The organism is Mycobacterium sp. TY814, assembly GCF_030755175.1.
Classification (GTDB): domain Bacteria; phylum Actinomycetota; class Actinomycetes; order Mycobacteriales; family Mycobacteriaceae; genus Mycobacterium.
In genome coordinates this window covers 265,073-285,223 of the sequence record NZ_JAUFRY010000005.1, presented here as the reverse complement: position 1 = coordinate 285,223, position 20,151 = coordinate 265,073, and the positions used below count along the sequence as shown (strand labels likewise).

At 68.6% G+C, this 20,151-nt stretch carries 6 protein-coding genes and 1 riboswitch; of the genes, 4 read left to right on the top strand and 2 right to left on the bottom strand.

The genetic code is table 11. The features are described from left to right. The first annotated feature begins 5 nt into the window (after nt 1–5). The 4 genes from QXH22_RS29215 to QXH22_RS29200 all read left to right on the top strand — a co-directional run bounded on the left by QXH22_RS29215 (nt 6) and on the right by QXH22_RS29200 (nt 16,786). Nucleotides 6–6,236 (top strand): type I polyketide synthase, encoded by a 6,231-nt coding sequence (locus tag QXH22_RS29215; protein WP_306277733.1) that lies wholly within the window; start codon nt 6–8, stop codon nt 6,234–6,236. An 18-nt stretch (nt 6,237–6,254) separates the two neighbouring features. After that, nucleotides 6,255–12,542 carry a type I polyketide synthase gene (locus QXH22_RS29210; RefSeq protein WP_306277732.1) on the top strand — a complete coding sequence of 2,096 codons (6,288 nt, stop codon included), beginning with the start codon at nt 6,255–6,257 and terminating at the stop codon, nt 12,540–12,542. Nucleotides 12,543–12,552: 10 nt separating this feature from the next. Beyond that, nucleotides 12,553–15,570 carry a type I polyketide synthase gene (locus QXH22_RS29205; protein WP_306277752.1) on the top strand — a complete coding sequence of 1,006 codons (3,018 nt, stop codon included), beginning with the start codon at nt 12,553–12,555 and terminating at the stop codon, nt 15,568–15,570. 154 nt (nt 15,571–15,724) lie between these two features. Then, nucleotides 15,725–16,786 carry a type III polyketide synthase gene (locus QXH22_RS29200; RefSeq protein ID WP_306277731.1) on the top strand — a complete coding sequence of 354 codons (1,062 nt, stop codon included), beginning with the start codon at nt 15,725–15,727 and terminating at the stop codon, nt 16,784–16,786. Here QXH22_RS29200 and QXH22_RS29195 read toward each other — a convergent pair. Both QXH22_RS29195 and QXH22_RS29190 read right to left on the bottom strand, forming a co-directional pair. Further along, a complete protein-coding gene (locus tag QXH22_RS29195) occupies nt 16,769–18,055 on the bottom strand; it encodes a cytochrome P450 (protein ID WP_306277751.1) in 1,287 nt (428 codons plus the stop codon). The genes QXH22_RS29200 and QXH22_RS29195 overlap by 18 nt on opposite strands. Before the next feature lie 8 nt (nt 18,056–18,063). Next, the gene (locus QXH22_RS29190; RefSeq protein ID WP_306277730.1) at nt 18,064–19,836 is read right to left on the bottom strand and encodes an ABC-F family ATP-binding cassette domain-containing protein; all 1,773 of its coding nucleotides are present in this window, start codon (nt 19,834–19,836) and stop codon (nt 18,064–18,066) included. 33 nt (nt 19,837–19,869) lie between these two features. Continuing rightward, nucleotides 19,870–20,057: riboswitch (cobalamin riboswitch) on the top strand. Nucleotides 20,058–20,151 lie beyond the last annotated feature (94 nt).

Sequence of the window (20,151 nt, the reverse complement as noted above, 5' to 3'; positions counted from 1 at the left end):
ACGCCGTGAGCACTCAAGACGAGCTCGTTGCGGCCCTGCGGAGATCACTGAAGGAAAACGAGCGGCTCAAGCGCGAGAACCGCGACTACCTGGCCCGGGCCACCGAACCGATTGCGTTGGTGGGCATGGCTTGCCGATATCCCGGGGGCGTGGATACACCGGAGGCCCTGTGGGAGATGGTGGCAGCCGGACGCGACGTCGTCACCGACTTCCCGACGGACCGGGGCTGGGACCTGGCCGGATTGTTCGACGCCGATCCGGACGCGCCCGGCAAGTCCTACACCCGCTCCGGCGGGTTCCTGGCCGACGTCGCGGGCTTCGACGCGCAGTTCTTCGGGATCGCGCCAAGCGAGGTGCTGGCGATGGATCCCCAGCAACGCCTGTTGCTGGAGGTGTCCTGGGAAGCGTTGGAGCGCAGCGGAATTGATCCGATGACGCTGCGTGGTTCACCGACCGGCGTGTTCGCCGGAGTGTTCCACGGTTCCTATGGCGGGCAGGGCCGGGTGCCCGGTGAGCTGGAGCGCTACGGCCTGCGGGGTTCGACGCTCAGTGTGGCTTCCGGTCGGGTCGCGTACGTGCTGGGTCTGGAAGGTCCGGCGGTGTCGGTGGATACGGCGTGTTCGTCATCGTTGGTGGCGCTGCATTTGGCCGTGCAGTCGCTGCGGTCGGGGGAGTGTGATCTGGCGCTGGTCGGCGGGGTGACGGTGATGGCCACCCCGGCCATGTTCATCGAATTCAGCCGGCAGCGCGCACTTTCGGTCGACGGGCGCTGCAAGGCTTATGCCGGTGCCGCCGACGGGACCGCCTTCGCCGAGGGTGCCGGCGCCCTCGTGGTGGAGCGGTTGGCCGACGCGCAGCGGTTGGGTCACCCGGTGCTGGCCGTGGTGCGGGGATCGGCGGTCAATCAGGACGGCGCCTCCAACGGCCTGGCCACGCCGAACGGTCCCTCCCAGCAGCGGGTCATACGTGCCGCCCTGGCCAGTGCCCGTCTGACAGCGGCCGACGTGGATGTCGTCGAAGGCCACGGAACGGGCACCACGCTCGGCGATCCCATTGAGGCGCAAGCGATTCTGGCGACCTACGGCCAGGATCGCGACGAGCCGCTGTGGTTGGGCTCGATCAAGTCGAACATGGGCCACACCTCGGCCGCGGCGGGCGTCGCGGGTGTCATGAAAATGACGCTGGCCATGCAGCACGCGGTGCTGCCCAAGACCTTGCATGTCGACGTGCCTACGCCGCACGTGGATTGGTCGGCGGGTGCGGTGTCGCTGTTGACCGAACAGCGGCCGTGGCCGCCGCATCACCGGCCGCGCCGGGCGGCGGTGTCCTCGTTCGGTATCAGCGGGACCAATGCGCACGTGATCCTGGAACAGGCCCCGGCCGTCGATGCCGAAAGCCCGCAGCCGGATCACCGCGTGGTGCCCTGGGTGGTGTCGGCGCGTTCTGCTGAGGCACTTGCCAATCAGGCTCACCGTTTGGCGGCGCACGCGACGCAGGCCCGGCCGCTGGATATCGGGTGGTCACTGCTCAGCACCCGATCGCTGTTCGACCACCGGGCCGTGGTGGTGGGCGCCGATCCCGCTGAGTTCGTCGATGGGCTCACCCACCTGGCCGCCGGTGAACCGGCGAGCGGGGTGGTGGTCGGCCGGGCCCGGCCACTGGGCAGGACGGCGTTCGTGTTTCCCGGTCAGGGCTCGCAATGGGTCGGTATGGGCGTCGAATTGCTGGACAGCTCAGCGGTGTTCGCCGATCACCTGCAGCGGTGTGAAAAGGCGCTGCGGGAATATGTGGACTGGTCGTTGATCGATGTGATCCGGTCGGTGCCGGGCGCGCCGGGCCTGGACCGGGTCGATGTGGTGCAACCGGCACTGTGGGCGATCATGGTGTCGCTGGCCGAGTTGTGGCGGTCCCTCGGTGTCACACCGGACGCCGTCGTCGGGCATTCGCAGGGGGAGATCGCGGCCGCCTGTGTGGCCGGTGCGCTGTCGCTGGAGGATGGCGCCAAGGTGGTGGCGCTGCGCAGTCGTCTGCTGGTGCAGGTCTCCGGTGCCGGCGGGATGGTGTCGCTGGCCGTGGATCTCAGCCGTGCCGAGCAGTTGCTGACATCGTTCAGCGGCCGGCTGAATATTGCTGCGATCAACGGGGTTTCGTCGATCGTGGTGTCCGGCGAGGTGGACGCCGTCACCGAACTGATAAGCCGGTGCGACGCGGAGAACATCCGGGCACGCCGCATCGATGTGGATTACGCGTCGCATTCCGGCCAAGTCGATGCCATCCGGGACGACCTCACCGCTGCTCTGCAGGACATTGTGCCGCGTTCGACACCGGTGGCGTTCTACTCGACGCTCACCGGCGCGCTGCTGGACACCGTCGGGCTGGGCGCCGACTACTGGTACCAGAGCATCAGGCAGACAGTCCAGTTCGAGCGTGCCGTACGTGCCGCCTCCGACGCCGGCTGCCAGGTCTTCATCGAGTCGAGCCCGCACCCGGTGCTGATCGCGGGCATCGAGGAGACGCTCGGCGCCGATGAGGCGGTGACCGTTCCGTCGCTGGGCCGCAACGACGGAGGGCTGCAGCGGTTCTGGTTGTCGGCGGCCCAGTCCCAGGTGGCCGGTGTGGCCGTTGACTGGTCGCCGGTCTTCGAGGGAGCGGGCCGGGTGCCGTTGCCCACCTACGGATTCGCGCGGCGGCGGTTCTGGCTGACCGAGTCGGGGGATCAGGATGTCCGCCGCGCCGGGTTGGTGGGCGCCGCGCACGAGCTGCTCGGTGCGGTCGTCGAACGCCCCGACTCCGGTGGATTGGTGCTGACGGGCCGGTTGTCGCTGTCGGCCCAGCGCTGGTTGGGCGACCACGCCGTGACCGGCACGGTGCTGTTCCCCGGCGCCGGGTTCGTGGAGCTGGCCCTGCGGGCGGGCGAGGAGGTCGGCAGCCCGGAGGTGCGGGAGTTGACCCTTGCGGCGCCGCTGCCGTTGACCGACGATGCCGCGACGCGGGTGCAGGTCGTGGTGGGCGCGGCCGATGAGGCGGGTGCGCGCGAGATCTCCGTGTATTCCCGCGGTTTGGGATCGGAATGGACACTGCACGCCTCGGGCACCCTGGGGGCGGACGCGCCAACCCCGCAGGCGGATCTGTCGGTGTGGCCGCCGGCCGGGGCGGCGGCGGTCGACCTCACCGACGCCTATCAACGACTGGCTGCCCGCGGCTACCAGTACGGCCCCGCTTTCCGCGGTCTGCATGCGTTGTGGACGTCGGATGGCCAGGTGTACGCCGAGGTCGGGCTTCCCGACGGATTGACCACCACCGGCTTCGGCATCCACCCGGCACTGCTGGACGCGGCGCTACAGGCATGGGGAGTGGCGGGTGGGCAGGACGCCACGGTTCTGCCCTTCTCCTGGCAGGGGGTGGCGCTGCATGCCGCCGGCGCGACCCGGTTGCGGGTGCGGCTGAGCCAGGTAAGCGGCGATGCGGTGGCTCTGGAACTCGCCGACCCGTGGGGTGTGCCCGTACTGACCGTGCGGGAGCTGACTTTCCGCCCGCTGACCACCCAGGCGCTCGCGACGCCACGACGCGGCAATGCGGGGTTGTTCGAGATCGAGTGGATGCCGGTCACCACGGCCCCGGCGGCCGGCACGCCGATGACGGTGTGGGAGTTGCCGTTTGCCGATGACCACCCGGCGTCGGTGTATTCGGCGACCCACGCGGCGCTGGACCGGTTGCAATCCTGGTTTGCAGGGGAGGACAGCGGGACCCTGGTGGTGCGAACGCACGGTGCTGTCGGCATGTCCGGTAAGAACGTCCGGGACTTGGCCGGCGCGGCGGTATGGGGCCTGGTGCGCTCCGCGCAGGCGGAGCACCCCGGGCGGGTAATGCTACTGGATTCCGACGGGACGCTGGATGCCCGCGAGCTGATCGGTTGCGGCGAAACGCAATTGATGGTGCGCGACGGCGCCGCGTACAAAGCACGGCTCAAGCCGTCTGGCGCGTCGACGCTCGAGTTGCCCGCGACGCCGTGGCGGCTGGTGACCGGCGGCGGCGGCACACTCGACGACGTCCGGGTGGGCCCCTGCGAACGGGCGGAGCTCGGCCCCGGGCAGCTGCGCGTCGCGGTGGCGGCGGTGGGGGTGAATTTCCGCGACGTCCTGGTGGCGCTGGGCATGTATCCCGGCGGCGGCGAGCTGGGTGTCGAAGGTGCCGGCGTGGTGGTCGAAGTGGGTTCCGGTATTCGCGATGTCACCGTGGGCGATTCGGTGCTCGGCCTGTTGGGTCTGGTGGGACCCGAAGCCGTGGTGGATCGTCGGTTGGTGACCGCCGTTCCGGCCGGCTGGTCGATGCCGCAGGCTGCGGCGGTACCGGTGGTGTTTCTGACCGCGCTGTACGGACTATCGGTGCTCGGCGACGCCAAGCCCGGCGAGCGGGTGCTGGTGCATGCGGCCACCGGCGGCGTCGGCATGGCCGCCGTGCAGTTGGCCCGGCACTGGGGCCTCGAGGTTTTCGCCACCGCCAGCCGCGGGAAATGGGACACGCTGCGCGCCATGGGATTTGACGATGACCATATCGGTGACTCGCGGACGCTGGACTTCGAGGCGAAGTTTCGTGCGGCCACCGGCGGTGCCGGAGTCGATCTGGTGCTCAACTCGCTGGCCGGGGAGTTCATCGACGCCTCGCTGCGGCTGCTGGGCCCGGGCGGGCGTTTCATCGAAATGGGCAAGACCGATGTCCGCGATCCGCAGCAGATCGCCGAACTCGGGGCGCGCTACCGGGCATTCGATCTGATCGAGGCGGGCCCGGACCTGACGGCGCAGATGCTGGCCGATCTGATGGCGCTGTTCGACGCGGGCGTGCTGTCACCCTTGCCGGTCAGGACATTCGACGTGCGGCAGGCTCGCCACGCGTACCGGTTCGTCAGCCAGGCCAGGCACATCGGCAAGGTGGTGCTGACCGTCGAGCCGCTCTCCGGCGGCACGGTGCTGATCACCGGCGGCACCGGGATGGCCGGTGCCGCACTGGCCCGCCACCTCGTTTCCCGGCACCGGGTGCCCAGCATCATCCTGGTGAGCAGGTCCGGTGCTGCGGCGCAGGATGTTTCGGAGTTGGCCCGGGAGTTGCGCGAGGCCGGCACCCAGGTGTCGGTGGTGGCCGCGGATGTCGCCGACCGCGATGCCCTAGCCGGGCTGCTGGCGCAGATCCCGGCGCAGTTCCCGCTCAAGGCGGTCATCCACGCCGCCGGCGTTCTCGACGACGGGCTGATCGGGTCGCTGACCCCCGAGCGGCTGGACACGGTGTTGCGGGCCAAGGTCGACGGGGCCTGGCATCTGCACGAGCTGACCCGGGACCTCGATCTGGCTGCCTTCGTGATGTTCTCGTCCATGGCCGGCATTCTGGGCACCGCCGGGCAGGGAAACTATGCGGCGGCCAACAGCTTTCTGGACGGGCTGGCCGTCCACCGTCGCGCGCAGGGATTGCCGGCGACGTCGGTGGCGTGGGGACTGTGGGAACAAGCCAGTGCGATGACGCGGCATCTCGGCGACCGCGACAAGGCCCGGATGAGCCGAATCGGTTTGGCGACGTTGTCCACCGAACAGGCGCTGGCACTGTTCGACGACGCACTGGTGACGGATTCGCCCGTCGTGGTGGCCACCCGACTGGACACCGCCGCATTGGGCGAGGAGGCACCCACTCTGCTCGGTGAGTTGGTCCACCGCCCCGTCCGGCGGGTTGTCGAGACGACGGACGTCTCGACGACCGGCCTGGCTCACCGGCTGGCCGGGCTTACCGCCGAACAACGCCATCGTGAGCTGGTCGATCTGGTGCGCAGCAACGCGGCGACCGTGCTGGGACGTTCCGGCGCCGCCGACATCAGCGCCCAGCGCGCCTTCCAGGAACTGGGTTTCGACTCGCTGACCGCCGTAGAGCTGCGAAACCGCCTGAAAACCGTTACCGGGCTTGCGCTTTCGCCTACCCTGATCTTTGACTACCCCAATCCGGGCGCGCTGGCCGAGCACCTCGATACGCGCCTGTCCGCCCCCGCGAGACAGGCCGACCCGGCGGCGCGCATCGACCGCATCACCCGCGAACTCGACGACATTGTCCGAAACAGTGATTGGGAGGACGAAGACAAAGCACGTCTGTCACATCGATTGCACGAGATCCTGGCCGACCTGTCCCTCGACGACGACCTGGCCGCCGCCAGCGAAAACGAACTCTTCGCCATTCTCGACGAAGAACTCGAATCCTGAGAATCCGAGGAATAACCAGTGGACGCCACCAAGCAGGTTGACTACCTGAAGCGCCTCACCGCGGATCTGCGCCGCACCCGGCGCCGCCTGTCTGAGTTGGAGGGCAGGCTGTCCGAGCCGGTGGCGATTGTGGGCATGGGATGTCGCTATCCCGGCGGTGCGGATTCGCCAGAGGCGCTGTGGCAGTTGCTGATCGACGGGCGTGACGGGGTCTCGGACTTTCCGGCGGATCGCGGCTGGGATGTCGACGGCATGTACGATCCAGACCCGGATGCGCTCGGCAAAAGTTACACGCGGCGGGGCAGCTTTCTGGCCGACGCCGGCGATTTCGACGCCGGATTCTTCGGCATCGGTCCGAACGAAGCTCTCGCGATGGACCCGCAGCAGCGGGTGCTGCTCGAGGTGTCGTGGGAAGCGCTGGAGCGCGCGGGAATCGACCCGACCACGTTGCGGGGCACTGCCACCGGGGTGTTCGCGGGTGTGATCCACGCCGGTTACGGGGGCGAAGTCAAGGGCGAACTGGAGGGTTACGGCCTCACCGGTTCCACGTTGAGTGTGGCCTCGGGACGGGTGGCCTACGTGCTGGGTCTCGAGGGCCCGGCAGTGTCGGTGGATACGGCGTGCTCGTCGTCACTGGTGGCACTGCACCTGGCCGCCCAGTCGTTACGTTCCGGCGAGTGCGACCTGGCACTGGTCGGCGGGGTGACGGTGATGGCCACGCCCGGCGGTTTCGTGGAATTCAGCCGGCAGCGCGCTCTGGCCGCCGACGGTCGATGCAAGGCGTATGCGGCTGCGGCGGACGGTACGTCATGGGCCGAAGGCGCCGGTGTCCTGGTGGTTGAGCGGCTGGCCGATGCGCAGCGGCTGGGGCATCAGGTGCTGGCGGTGGTGCGGGGTTCGGCGGTGAATCAGGATGGCGCGTCCAACGGGCTGACCGCGCCCAACGGCCCGTCGCAGCAACGGGTTATCCGGGCGGCGCTGGCCAGCGCACACCTCGGCGTGGCCGACGTGGACGTCGTCGAAGGACACGGGACCGGCACCACGCTGGGTGATCCGATCGAGGCCCAGGCGATCTTGGCGACCTACGGCCAGAACCGCGACGAGCCATTGTGGCTGGGATCGATCAAGTCGAACCTGGGCCACTCCTCGGCCGCGGCGGGCGTGGCCGGCGTGATCAAGATGGTGTTGGCGATGCAGCACGGCGTGATGCCGAAAACGTTGAACGTGGACGCGCCGACGCCGCACGTGGATTGGTCAGCCGGTGCTGTGTCCGTGTTGACCGAGGCGCGCCCGTGGCCGGAGCCCGGCCGGCCGCGCCGAGCGGGCGTGTCGTCGTTCGGGATCAGCGGCACCAACGCGCACGTGATCCTGGAGCAGGCCCCCGCACCGGAATCCGTTGAGCCCGAACCGTTCTCCGGTACCGTCCCGTGGGTGCTGTCGGCCCGTTCGCCGGCTGCCCTGGCCAACCAGGCCCGGCGCCTGCTGGCGCAGCTGCGCTCCGATGCCGGGGTACGCCCGCTCGATGTGGGTTGGTCACTGGTGACCACCCGCTCGCTGTTCGAACACCGTGCCGTGGTCGTGGCAGGCGAACGCGCGCAGTTCCTGGACGCTCTCGCCGGCCTTGCCGCCGGAGCGGCGACTGGCGAGGTGGCGGTGGGTCGCACCCGCCCGGTGGGTCAGACGGTGTTCGTCTTCCCCGGGCAGGGCGCGCAATACCTGAACATGGGCCGTGCACTGTACGAGCGATTCCCGGTTTTCGCCAAGGCCTTCGACGCGGCCGGCGACGCGTTGAACGGTCATTTGCGAATTCCGTTGCAGCAGGTTGTGTGGGGCAACGACGCGGGTCTGCTGGAGAGTACGGAGTTCGCCCAGCCGGCCCTGTTCGCCGTCGAGGTGGCGTTGGCGGCGCTGCTGCAATCCTGCGGCGTCGTACCGGATGTCGTGCTCGGCCACTCGGTCGGCGAGATCGCCGCCGCACACGTCGCCGGGGTGCTGTCGCTGGAGGACGCGGCGCGATTGGTGGCGGCCCGCGCCCGGCTGATGGCGGGTCTTCCGGCCGGCGGAGTCATGGTTGCGGTGGCGGCCGGCGAGGAGGAGGTAGTCGCGGAGCTGATTCCCGGAGCGGGCATCGCCGCGGTCAATGCACCTCACGCCGTGGTTATCTCGGGTGAGCAGGCGGCGGTGGACGCCGTGGTGGCGTCGCTGTCGGCCCGGGGCCGGCGGGTGCACCGACTGGCCGTCTCGCACGCTTTCCATTCCGCACTGATGGAACCGATCCTCGCCGAGTTCGCGGCGGCCCTCGCCGGGGTGTCCTGCTCCGAACCGCGGATCAGCCTGGTGTCCAACGTGACCGGTCAGTTGGCCGGACCGGGGTACGGAACCGCCGAATACTGGGTCGAGCACGTGCGGCGGCCGGTGCGGTTCGCCGACAGCGCCCAGCTGGCCGAATCGTTGGGGGCCAAGGTTTTTCTCGAGGTCGGTCCCAGCGGCGGACTGATGGCGCTGGCCGAGCAGTCGCTTGCGGGCGAACCCGTGTCCGCCACCCTGATAGCCAAGGATCGTCCGGAAGTCGACACGCTGCTGCTCGGTCTCGGCCGGCTGTTCACCGCCGGCGTCGGCGTGCAATGGCGCGAGGCATTTTCCGGCCTCGGCGCTCAGCGGGTGCCGCTGCCGACCTACGGCTTCAACCGGCAACACTTCTGGCTGGCGGAGCTGGGTGTGGGACCGACGCAGCTGGCCACGGTCGGCCTGACCGGCAGTGGCCACCCACTCCTGGGTGTGGTGGTGGAACGGCCGGACGTCGGCGGTGTGGTGTTGAGCGGCTCGCTGTCGCCGGCGGTCCAGAACTGGTTGTCCGATCACGTCGTCAGCGGCGTGGTGCTGTTCCCGGGAGCCGGCTTCGTCGAACTGGTGTTGCGCGCCGGCGACGAGGCCGGTGCCCCGGTCATCGAGGAGCTCACGCTGGTGGCACCGCTGGCGCTGCCGGAAACTGGTGTCGTGCCCGTGCAAGTGGTGGTGGGTGCCGCCGACGACTCCGGACGCCACGCGGTACGGGTGTATTCGGCGTCCGGCGATTCGTGGGTTCTGCACGCCGAAGGCGTGCTGGGCCCCGGCGGTATCCGGAACGGAGCGGATCTGTCGGCATGGCCGCCGGTCGGCGCCTCGGCCGTGGACGTGTCGGGCGTGTACGACCAGTTGGGCGCGCGGGGCTACGGCTACGGTAGAGCCTTCCAGGGCGTCCGGGCGGTGTGGCGACGGGGACGTGAGGTGTACGCCGAGGTGGTCGCACCCGAGGGAGTCAACGTGCGGCGCTTCGGGATTCACCCCGCGGTGCTGGACGCGGCGCTGCACGCATGGGGATTCGTCGAGGACCGTGCGCAGCTGGCGCTGCCGTTCTCCTGGCAAGGGGTGACCCTGCACGCCACAGGCTCGTCACGGCTGCGGGTCCGGCTGGCGCCCACCGGCGCCGGCTCGGTGTCGGTGGAACTCGCCGACTCCGCCGGATTGCCGGTGCTGTCGGTCCGGGAATTGGTGGTGCGCGCGGTTTCCGGGCAAGCACTGGCGGCGGCGGTGCCGACCGGAGCCAGAACGGCTGGCGGCCTGTTGGACGTAACGTGGAAGCCGTTGCAGCACAACGGCTCCGATGTGCCGAGTGTGGCGTCGGTGTGGGAACCGGAGTCAGATGCGCAGCTGCCCGGTGCAGTATCGCGCGCGACCCACCGCGCGTTGCGGGTGCTGCAGGAGCACCTCAGTTCGTCCGGGGTGCTCGCGGTCCTGACCAGGGGAGGTGTCGCCCCGCCCAACGGAGCCGTGTCGGACTTGGCGGCCGCCGCGGTGTGGGGTCTGGTGCGCTCTGCCCAGGCCGAGAACCCGGGGCGGTTCGTGCTGATCGATACCGATGATTCGGTGCCGGTGCAGGAGGCGCTGCGCTACGCGGAGCCGCAACTGTTGGTGCGCTCCGGGGTGGTGTACGGCGCCCGCCTGGTGCGCGCCGCGTCGCCGGTGCTCGCGCTCCCGGAGGGTCTGTGGCGGTTGGGCGCCGGCGCCGGCGGAACGCTGGAGGAACTCACCGTTCGCCCCGGTGAGCGGGTGGAATTGGGTCGCGGTCAGGTCAGGGTGGCTGTGGGGGCGGTGGGTGTGAACTTCCGCGACGTGATGCTGGCGCTGGGCATGTACCCGGGCGTGGCGGAGCTTGGCGTCGAAGGTGCCGGGGTGATCGTCGAGGTGGGTCCCGGGGTGACCGGGTTGTCGGTAGGCGACGCGGTGATGGGTCATTTGGGCGCGGCAGCCTCCGAAGCGGTCGTGGATCAGCGGATAGTGACCGCGGTGCCGGCGGGTTGGTCGCTGGCCACCGCCGCCAGCGTGCCCGTGGTGTTCCTGACGGCGCTCTACGGCTTGTCGGTGCTGGGTGGTCTCCGGGCCGGCGAGCGGGTGCTGGTTCATGCCGGCGCCGGTGGGGTGGGTATGGCCGCCATCCAACTGGCGCGGCACTGGGGATGCGAGGTTTTCGCCACAGCCAGTCGGGGCAAGTGGGACACCCTGCGGGCCATGGGTTTGGACGACGATCACATCGGCGATTCGCGGACGCTGGAGTTCGAGGAGAAGTTCCGGGCGGTCACGGGCGGCGAAGGGGTCGACGTCGTGCTCAACTCGCTGGCCGGCGAGTTCCTCGATGCCTCGTTACGGCTGACGGCCCCGGGTGGGCGGTTCCTCGAGATGGGCAAGACCGACGTCCGCGACCCGCTGCTTGTCGCCGAGGAGCACCGCGGAGTGCGTTATCAGGCGTTCGACCTGTTCGAGGCCGGACCCGACCTGATGGCGCAGATGTACGCCGAAATCCTCGGGCTGCTGCGCGACGGTGCGGTGAAACCGTTGCCGGTCACCGTCTTCGATGTGCGACGCATCCAGCAGGCATACCGGTTCGTCAGCCAGGCCAGGCACATTGGCAAAGTGGTGCTGACCGTCCCGAACGGGCCGGCCGGCGCACAGTCGCCGTTGACCGGCGGATCCGTGGTGATCACCGGCGGCACCGGAATGGCAGGTGCCGCGGTGGCGCAGCATCTCGTCGACCGCTACGGGGTGGCGCATGTGGTGCTGGTCAGCAGGTCCGGTTCGCGGGCGGCGGGCGCGGCCGAGTTGGTGGCCGGGCTGGAGCAGGGCGGGGCGCAGGTGGCGGTCGCGGAGTGCGATGTCGCCGACCGCGCCGCGGTGGCCGCCATGCTGAAGCAGATACCCGAACGATTCCCCCTCAAGGGCGTGTTCCACGCCGCCGGCGTCATCGACGACACGGTCATCACCTCGTTGACACCAGAGCGCCTCGATGCGGTGCTACGGGTCAAGGTGGACGGTGCCTGGAACCTGCACGAGCTGACCCGCGACGCGAATCTGGCTGCGTTCGTGATGTTTTCGTCGCTCGCCGGCGTCGTCGGCAGTCCGGGACAGGGGAACTACGCCGCGGCCAACGCCTTTCTGGACGGGCTGGCGAGTTATCGTCGCGAACACAATCTGCCCGGGATCTCGATCGGCTGGGGACTCTGGGAAGAGACCAGTGCGATGACCGGCAAACTCGGCGAACGGGACCTGGCGCGGATGAGGCAGGTCGGATTGTCGCCGCTGCCCACCGAACAGGCGCTGGGACTGCTCGATGCCGCCCTGCTTGCCGATCACCCGGTGCCCGTGGCTGCGCGCCTGGACACCACCGCCCTGACCAGCGAGGCCGACCTGCCCCCGCTCTGGCATGACCTGGTGACTCGTCCGAGCCGACGAGTGATCGATGCCGCCGACACCAACTCGGCGGCCGGCAGCATGGTCGAGCGACTGCACACCCTGGCCCCCGAGCAACGTCTCCAGGCTCTCACCGAGCTGATCTCCTCAAGTGCCGCAACGGTTCTGGGTCATAGCAGCGCGGTCGACATCGACGGCAACAAGGCATTCCAGGAACTGGGGTTCGACTCGCTGACCGCCGTGGAGCTCCGTAATCGGCTGAAAACCGCGACCGGACTTACCCTTTCACCCACCTTGATCTTCGATTACCCGACGCCGGCCGCACTGGCGCAATACCTGGCCGATCAGTTGGACACCGGTGCGCCGCCGGCCGGCGAACCGCAGAACCTGCTGGCCCGCTTCGAGGACGTCAGCCGTGAACTCGACACCCTGGTCCGCCGGCCCGACTGGAGCCCCGAAGAGAAGACCCAAGTCACCACCAGGCTGCAGGCGCTCATCGCCCAACTGAGCGCTCCGGCCGCTGAGGATGAGGCCGCCAAGAGTGAGCTTCGCGCTCTCCTCGATGACGACTTCACTCCCTGAGAGGGTCGCCGTGCAGCCGACGGACATTGCCATCATCGGGTTGGCGTGCCGTTTTCCGGGGGCCGCGAGCCCGCGCGAATTCTGGCAGCTGCTGCGCGACGGACGTGAGGTGATCGAACCCCTCACCGGAGCAGGCGATTTCGACGCCCAGTTCTTCAATGTCGCACCGCGCGAGGCGTGCGCCATGGACCCGCGGCAACGGCTGGCGATGGAATTGACCTGGGAACTGCTCGAAGACGCATTCCTGGTGCCGGAGACCGTGCGTGGTGAGCAGGTCGCCGTCTACCTCGGCGCCATGAACGACGATTACGCGCTGCTGACCCTGGCGGGGCAGGTCGACCACCATTCGTTCGCCGGTCTGAGCCGGGCGATGATTGCCAACCGCGTCTCGTATGCGTTCGGTTTACGCGGCCCCAGCATGACCGTCGACTCCGGGCAGTCGTCGTCTCTGGTCGCGGTCCACGAGGCGTGCGCCGCGCTGCGGGCAGGCACGGCGGCGATGGCGGTCGCCGGCGGCGTGCACCTCAACCTGGCATCCGAAACAGCGCTGCTGGAAACGGAATTCGGTGCGCTGTCGCCGACCGGGCACACCTACGCCTTCGACCGGCGCGGTGACGGATATGTGCGCGGCGACGGTGCCGGTCTGGTCCTGCTCAAGCCGCTCGGCGACGCCGTGCGCGACGGAAACCGCGTCCGTGCCGTCATTTCCGGCAGCGCCGTCGGCAACGCAGGCCACGAGAGCAGCAGTCTGACGGTGCCCTCGGCCGCCGCCCAGGCCGACGTCATCCGGCGCGCACTGGCCGACGCCCGTCTGGAGTGCGACGACGTCGGCTATGTGGAGGCCCACGGGACCGGGACCGCGGTCGGGGATCCGGTAGAGGCCCGGGCACTCGGATCCGTGTTCGGTGGGCGTCACCAGGTGGCCATCGGCTCCGTCAAGACCAACATCGGGCACACCGGTGCGGCAGCCGGGGTTGCGGGCCTGATCAAAGTGGTGCTGTCGCTCGAAAACGGTTCGCTTCCAGCCAGTCTCAACTTCGCCGACCCGACGATCGACCTGGCTGCGGCGGGCTTGCGGGTCAACACCGCCCTGACACCGTGGGCGGCGCCGCGGCGCGCCGGTGTCTCATCGTTCGGCATGGGCGGCACCAACGCTCACGTGATCGTCGAACAGGCTCCCGAGCCCGAGCGGTTCGACGCCGCGCCGGTCGACGAGGCGTCGCCCGACGTGGTCACCGTCCCGTGGGTGCTCAGCGGGCGCTCGGCAGACGCGCTGGCCGGTCAGGCGGCGCGGCTGGCCGGACAGGCCGACGGTGCAATTGCCGACGTGGGTTGGTCGTTGGCGACCACCCGCGCAGTGTTCGATCATCGGGCCGTGATCGTCGGTTGCGACCGGGCGCAGATGATCGCCGGCGTGCACGCTGTGGCGTCGGGCACGCCGGGTTCCGGCGTGGTGGTGGGCCGGGCCGGCGGTCCCGGAAAGACGGTGTTCGTCTTTCCAGGACAGGGCTCGCAGTACCTGGGCATGGGTCGGCAGCTGCACCGCCGGTTCCCGGTATTCGCCGCGGCGTTCGACGAGGTGGCCACCGCGCTGGATCCGCATCTCAGATTGCCACTGCGACAAGTGATGTGGGGACGCGACCAGACGTTGTCGCACAGCACCGAGTTCGCTCAGCCGAGCCTTTTCGCGGTACAGCTGGCGTTGGCCGCACTCGTGCGGTCCTGGGGCGTGACCCCTGAGCTGCTGCTGGGCCACTCGGTGGGTGAGATCGCGGCCGCGCAGCTGGCCGGGGTGTTGTCACTGGCGGATGCGGCGCGGCTGGTCGCTCTTCGCGGCCGGCTGATGGCCGGGCTGCCGGCGGGCGGGGTGATGGTCGCGGTAGCCGCCGGGGAAGCTGACGTGCAGCCGTTGCTGGGGCAGCGGGTCAGTCTGGCCGCGGTGAACGCGCCGGATTCCGTCGTGTTGTCCGGGCCGGAAGCTGCGGTGGGCGCGGTGGCCGATCAGTTGGCGGCACAGGGCCGCCGGGTACACCGGCTGGCCGTGTCGCACGCGTTCCACTCGGCGCTGATGGAGCCCATGCTCGAAGAGTTCTCGACCGCACTGTCCGGTCTCGGTTTCTCGGAGCCGCGAATCGGGTTGATATCCAACATCACTGGTGAGGCCGCCGGCGCCGGATACGGTTCGGCCCGGTACTGGGTGGACCATGTGCGCAAGCCGGTGCGGTTCGCCGACGGGGTGCGCACCGCGACCGCCCTGGGCGGCGGGGTGTTCATCGAAGTCGGCCCGGGCGCCGGTCTGACGGGTGATCAGGATGTCTCGGTCGTGACGTTGTCGGACGGTGTTGCCGAGGCCGATACGGTGCTGACCGCCGCGGGGGCGCTGTTCACCAGGGGAGTGGACATCGACTGGGCGGCCACGTTCAGCGGTCTCAAAGCCCGCCGCGTCGAGCTGCCGACCTACGCATTCGCGCGGCGACACTTCTGGGTTGAGGCCGAAGCGGACACGCCGGACAGCGCACCGCGTTCGCAACGGTGGCGAGAGCTCGATTCCGGCGAGCGGTATCGCCGGCTGGTCGACTTGGTGTGCTTGCATGCCGCCGCGGTACTCGGATATGCCGGGCCGGGCGACATCGGTCCCCGACAGGCGTTCCAAGACCTGGGCTTCACCTCGATGAGCGGTGTGGAACTGCGCAACCGGCTGAAAACGGACAGCACTTTGGCGGGATTGTCACTATCGCGCACCATGATTTTCGACTATCCGACTCCGCATGATCTGGCCGAGCACCTCGCGCGACAACTGTCAGACGATGCCGGCGACGAATCCGAGGACCACCGCATTTGGTCCTTATTGAACACGATTCCAATCCGCGAGCTGCGGCGTACCGGTTTACTCGACAAACTGCTGCTGCTGGCGGGCAAGCCAGAAAACCCCAGTTCAGAAGACACGTCCAGCGAGGATGTAATCGACTCGCTGAGTCCTGATGCGCTAATCGCAATGACCCTCGAGCCCGGAGATGATAAAGGCTGACAAAGGGTGCTCTCCGCACATATTTCTCACACAAATAAGACAGGTGTTGAATATCACCGTTTTTGCCAGGCCACAAAATCGCCACTAAACTCCGGGTTTTGAGAAGTCTTTTCGGGGTGGGCTATCCGGCGAGCAACTGAATGAGGCAGGGTCAATGAGCGTCATCGCAGGGGTCTTCGGTGCGTTGCCACCACACCGATACAGCCAGAGTGAGATCACCGATCTGTTCGTCGAGTTTCCCGGGTTGAAGGAACACGAAGAGATCGTTCGGCGCCTGCACAAGTCCGCCAAGGTGAACAACCGCCACTTCGTGTTGCCGCTGGAGCGCTACCCGGCGCTGAACGACTTCGGCGACGCCAACGAGATCTTCATCGACAAGGCGGTCGACCTTGGCATCGAGGCGCTGATGGGCGCGCTGGATGAGGCCGGTCTGCAGCCGCAGGACATCGACCTGATCGCCACCACCACGGTCACCGGCGTCGCGGTGCCCTCGCTGGACGCCCGGATCGCCGGGCGGCTCGGTCTTCGGCCTGATGTACGCCGCATGCCGCTGTTCGGGCTGGGTTGCGTGGCCGGGGCGGCCGGGGTGGCTCGCCTGAACGACTACCTGCGCGGGGCGCCCGACGGCGTCGCGGTGTTGATCTCCGTCGAGCTCTGTTCGCTGACCTACCCGGCGGTCAAACCCACGGTGTCCGGCCTGATCGGGACCGCGCTGTTCGGTGACGGCGCCGCTGCGGTCGTGGCCGTCGGTGACCGTCGCGCCGAACAGATCAACGCCACCGGCCCGGCCATCGTCGACTCCCGCAGCCGGCTGTACCCCGAATCGCTGGACATCATGGGCTGGGATGTGGGCTCGCATGGCCTGCAACTGCGCCTGTCGCCGGACCTGACCGACCTCATCCAGGCGCACCTGCCCGCCGATGTCGACGGTTTCCTTGCTCTGCACGATTTGACCAGGCAGGACATCGGCACCTGGGTCAGTCACCCTGGGGGCCCGAAGGTGATCGACGCGATCACCAACTCTCTCGAGTTACCGCCGGAGGCGCTCGAGCTGACCTGGCGTTCCCTCGGGGAGATCGGCAACCTGTCCTCGTCGTCGGTGCTGCACATCCTGCGCGACACCATCGAGAAGCGGCCGCCCAGCGGTAGCCCCGGCCTGATGCTGGCGATGGGACCGGGTTTCTGCGCCGAGCTCGTGCTACTGCGCTGGCACTGACTCGAGGACTTGCACCGTCAGACCCGGTTGGGGACTGAGCGAGGCGAAGTTGCCGGCCCGAATGCGGCGTTGGTCCGGCAGGCTCAGCGTGGTCCGTGCCAGCAGCCGGGCCAGCATCACCGTCATCTCGGTCAGAGCCATCACCGAGCCGATGCACCGGTGCAAGCCGCCGCTGAACGGAATGAACTCGTGTGGAGCGGGCTTGCGGTAGCCCGGGGCCGTTGCGTCCCATCGTTGCGGACGGAATTCCGTTGGCTGCGGCCATAATTCGGCGATCCGGTGGGTGACGTATGCGCTGAAGACGAGCATCCGTCCCGCGGGGATCCGGTGCCCGTCGAATCGCAGTTCCCGCATCACCCGGCGCGCCGAGATCACTCCCGGCGGGTACAGCCGAAGCGTCTCGTGCACAACGCCGTTGAGGTACGTCAGGGCGGGCAGATCCGCGGCGGTCGGGGCCGCACCGCCCAGCACGTGTTTCACCTCGGCGGCCGCGGTATCCCACGCCCCCGGCACCGTCAACAGCAGATAGGCGGCCCACGCGAGCGCGCCACTGGTGGTTTCGAAGCCGGCGGTGATCATCGACACGATCTGGTCGCGGATCTCGTTGTCCGACAACGTCTGTCCCTCGTCGGACCGTCCGTGCAGCAGCGTCGTCAGCAGGTGGTCGTCAGGTCTGGGCCGGGCACGGGCATCGGCGATCTCGGCGTCCATCAACGCGTCGATGCGCGCGCGGGCCGCCATCGCCTTTCGCCAGCCGGGGGAGTTGAACCGCCGCTGCAGCGCCATCACCTGCGGTAGCTGATGAGTGAGGTCCAGCAGCGGCTGCAATTGTGTACCGAGGAAATCCGAATGCGCGGCCATTCGGGAACCGAACAGGCTTTCCGCGGTACTGCGCCGCACCGCCGAACGGAAATCCTGGTAGATGTCCAACCGCTGGCCGGGACGCCATCCGTCGATCATGACGTCGACGGAGCGCGCCATGGTCTGTACGTATTCCTGGACCTGGCGGTGACGCAATCCCGGCGCCACCACGCTGCGCCGGCGGCGGTGGTCTTCACCGTCGCTGACGATCAGCGCAGTCGGGCCGTCCACCGGCGCCAGGGTCTCGAACGTCTCCCGCCAGCTGAACGAGTCGGCGTTGGCGAAGACGAACTTGTTCGCTTCGGGCCCCAGCAGATAGACGAAGCCGCGCCGGCCGATCCCGGCGTTGAGTACCGGGCCACGGCGCCGGTAGGCCGCCAGCAGCGCCTCACCGGGCGGGTAGGACACCACCGGCTTCACTCCAGCGCCTCGGACAGTTCCAGCCATTGGGCTTCCAGTGTGGCGACGTCGTCCTCCAGGCCGCGCAATTCCCGCGTCAGCCGTGTGATGCCGACGTGGTCGGATTGATCGTGCTCGGCGAGTTCGGTGTGCTTGCCCTCGATCCGGGCGGCCAGTCGGGCCAGCTGTCGGTCGACTGAGGCCAGTTCCTTCTCCGCGGCGCGACGCTGCGCCCCGGACATCGCCGGCTGCGGTGACGGCTCGGCCGGTTGCGCCGGCTTCGCGGGCGAGTGAGCCGCAAGTGCCAGGTACTCGTCGATGCCGCCGGGTAGGTGTCGCAACCGGCCGTCGACGATCGCGTACTGCTGATCGGTGACGCGTTCGAGCAGGTAGCGGTCGTGGGAGACGACGATCAGGGTGCCGGCCCAGGAGTCCAGCAGGTCCTCGGTGGCGGTCAGCATGTCGGTGTCGACGTCGTTGGTGGGCTCGTCGAGCAGCAGCACGTTCGGTTCGGCCAGCAGGGTGAACATCAGTTGCAGGCGGCGCCGCTGTCCACCGGACAATTCCCCGATCCGCGACGACAGCTGTCCGCTGCTGAAACCCAGCCGCTCCAGCAGTTGCGCCGGGGTCATCTCGCGGCCCTCGACCTCGTATCCGCTCTGCAGCCGGCCCAGGACCTCGGCGATGCGCTCACCGGCCAAGGCGGTGAGCGCATCGCCCTGCTGGTCCAGCACCGCCAACCGGACCGTCTTGCCGCGCTTGACGCGGCCGGAGTCGGGTTCGACGGTTCCGGCCAGCAAACCGAGCAGCGTGGACTTGCCGGCGCCGTTGGCCCCGACGATCCCGGTCCGCTCGCCCGGGGCGATCCGCCACTCGACGTCGCGCAGCACCTGTCGTCCGTTGTAGGAGACCGAGACGTCCAGCAGATCGATCACGTCCTTGCCCAGCCGGGCCGTCGCGAGCTTGGCGAGTTCCACGGTGTTGCGCAGCGGCGGGACGTCGGCGATCAGCTGGTTGGCGGCCTCGATGCGGAACTTGGGTTTGGAGGTGCGGGCCGGGGCACCGCGGCGCAACCAGGCCAGCTCCTTGCGCATCAGGTTCTGCCGCTTGGCTTCCGAGGCGGCGGCCTGCCGGTCGCGTTCGACGCGCTGCAGCACGTATGCGGCGTATCCACCCTCGAACGGTTCGACGATCCCGTCGTGCACTTCCCATGTCGTGGTGGCGACTTCGTCCAGGAACCAGCGGTCGTGGGTGACCACCAGCAGCCCGCCGCTGTTGCGCGCCCAGCGTTGCTTCACGTGACCCGCCAGCCAGGTGATGCCCTCGATGTCGAGATGGTTGGTCGGTTCGTCCAGAGCGATCACGTCCCAGTCGCCGATCAACAGCTGGGCCAGCTGCACGCGCCGGCGCTGACCGCCGCTCAGCGTGGAAACCATTGCATCCCAGGCGATATCGGACACCAATCCGGCGACCACGTCGCGCACCCGGCTGTTGCCGGCCCACTGGTGTTCGGGCTGGTCACCGACCAGCGCCCAGCCGACGGTGTGCTCGGGATCGAGCGTGTCGGCCTGGGACAGCGCGCTCACCCGCAATCCGCTGCGCTGGGTGACCCGGCCGGAGTCGGGCGTGAGTTCCCCGGTGAGCAGCCGCAGCAGACTGGATTTTCCGTCGCCGTTGCGGCCGACGATGCCGATACGGGCGCCGTCGTTGACTCCGAGGGTGACCGATTCGAAGATCACCTGGGTCGGATATGCCAGGTGTACCGCCTCGGCTCCGAGCAGGTGTGCCACCGGACCGAGGCTACCGGCCCCGCTGTCGGCTACCGCTGAGACCGGCCAAGATGCGACAATGCACCGGTAAGGCAATGACGATGCAGGAAGCCGGTGTGAAACCGGCGCGGTCCCGCCACTGTAATCGGGGAGCGACCCTCATACGCCACGGCGAATAGCTGGAAGGCGAGGCGAGCGGCGATCCGAGAGCCAGGATACTCGCGTCATCGCGTCCTGCGACCCGGGGCGGTGTACCCCGAGAGAGCGATCGCCGTCCGATGTGTCTTCGGCTTCTTATTTGTCAATTACCAACGCCCGCAGAGTATTCGGTTCATG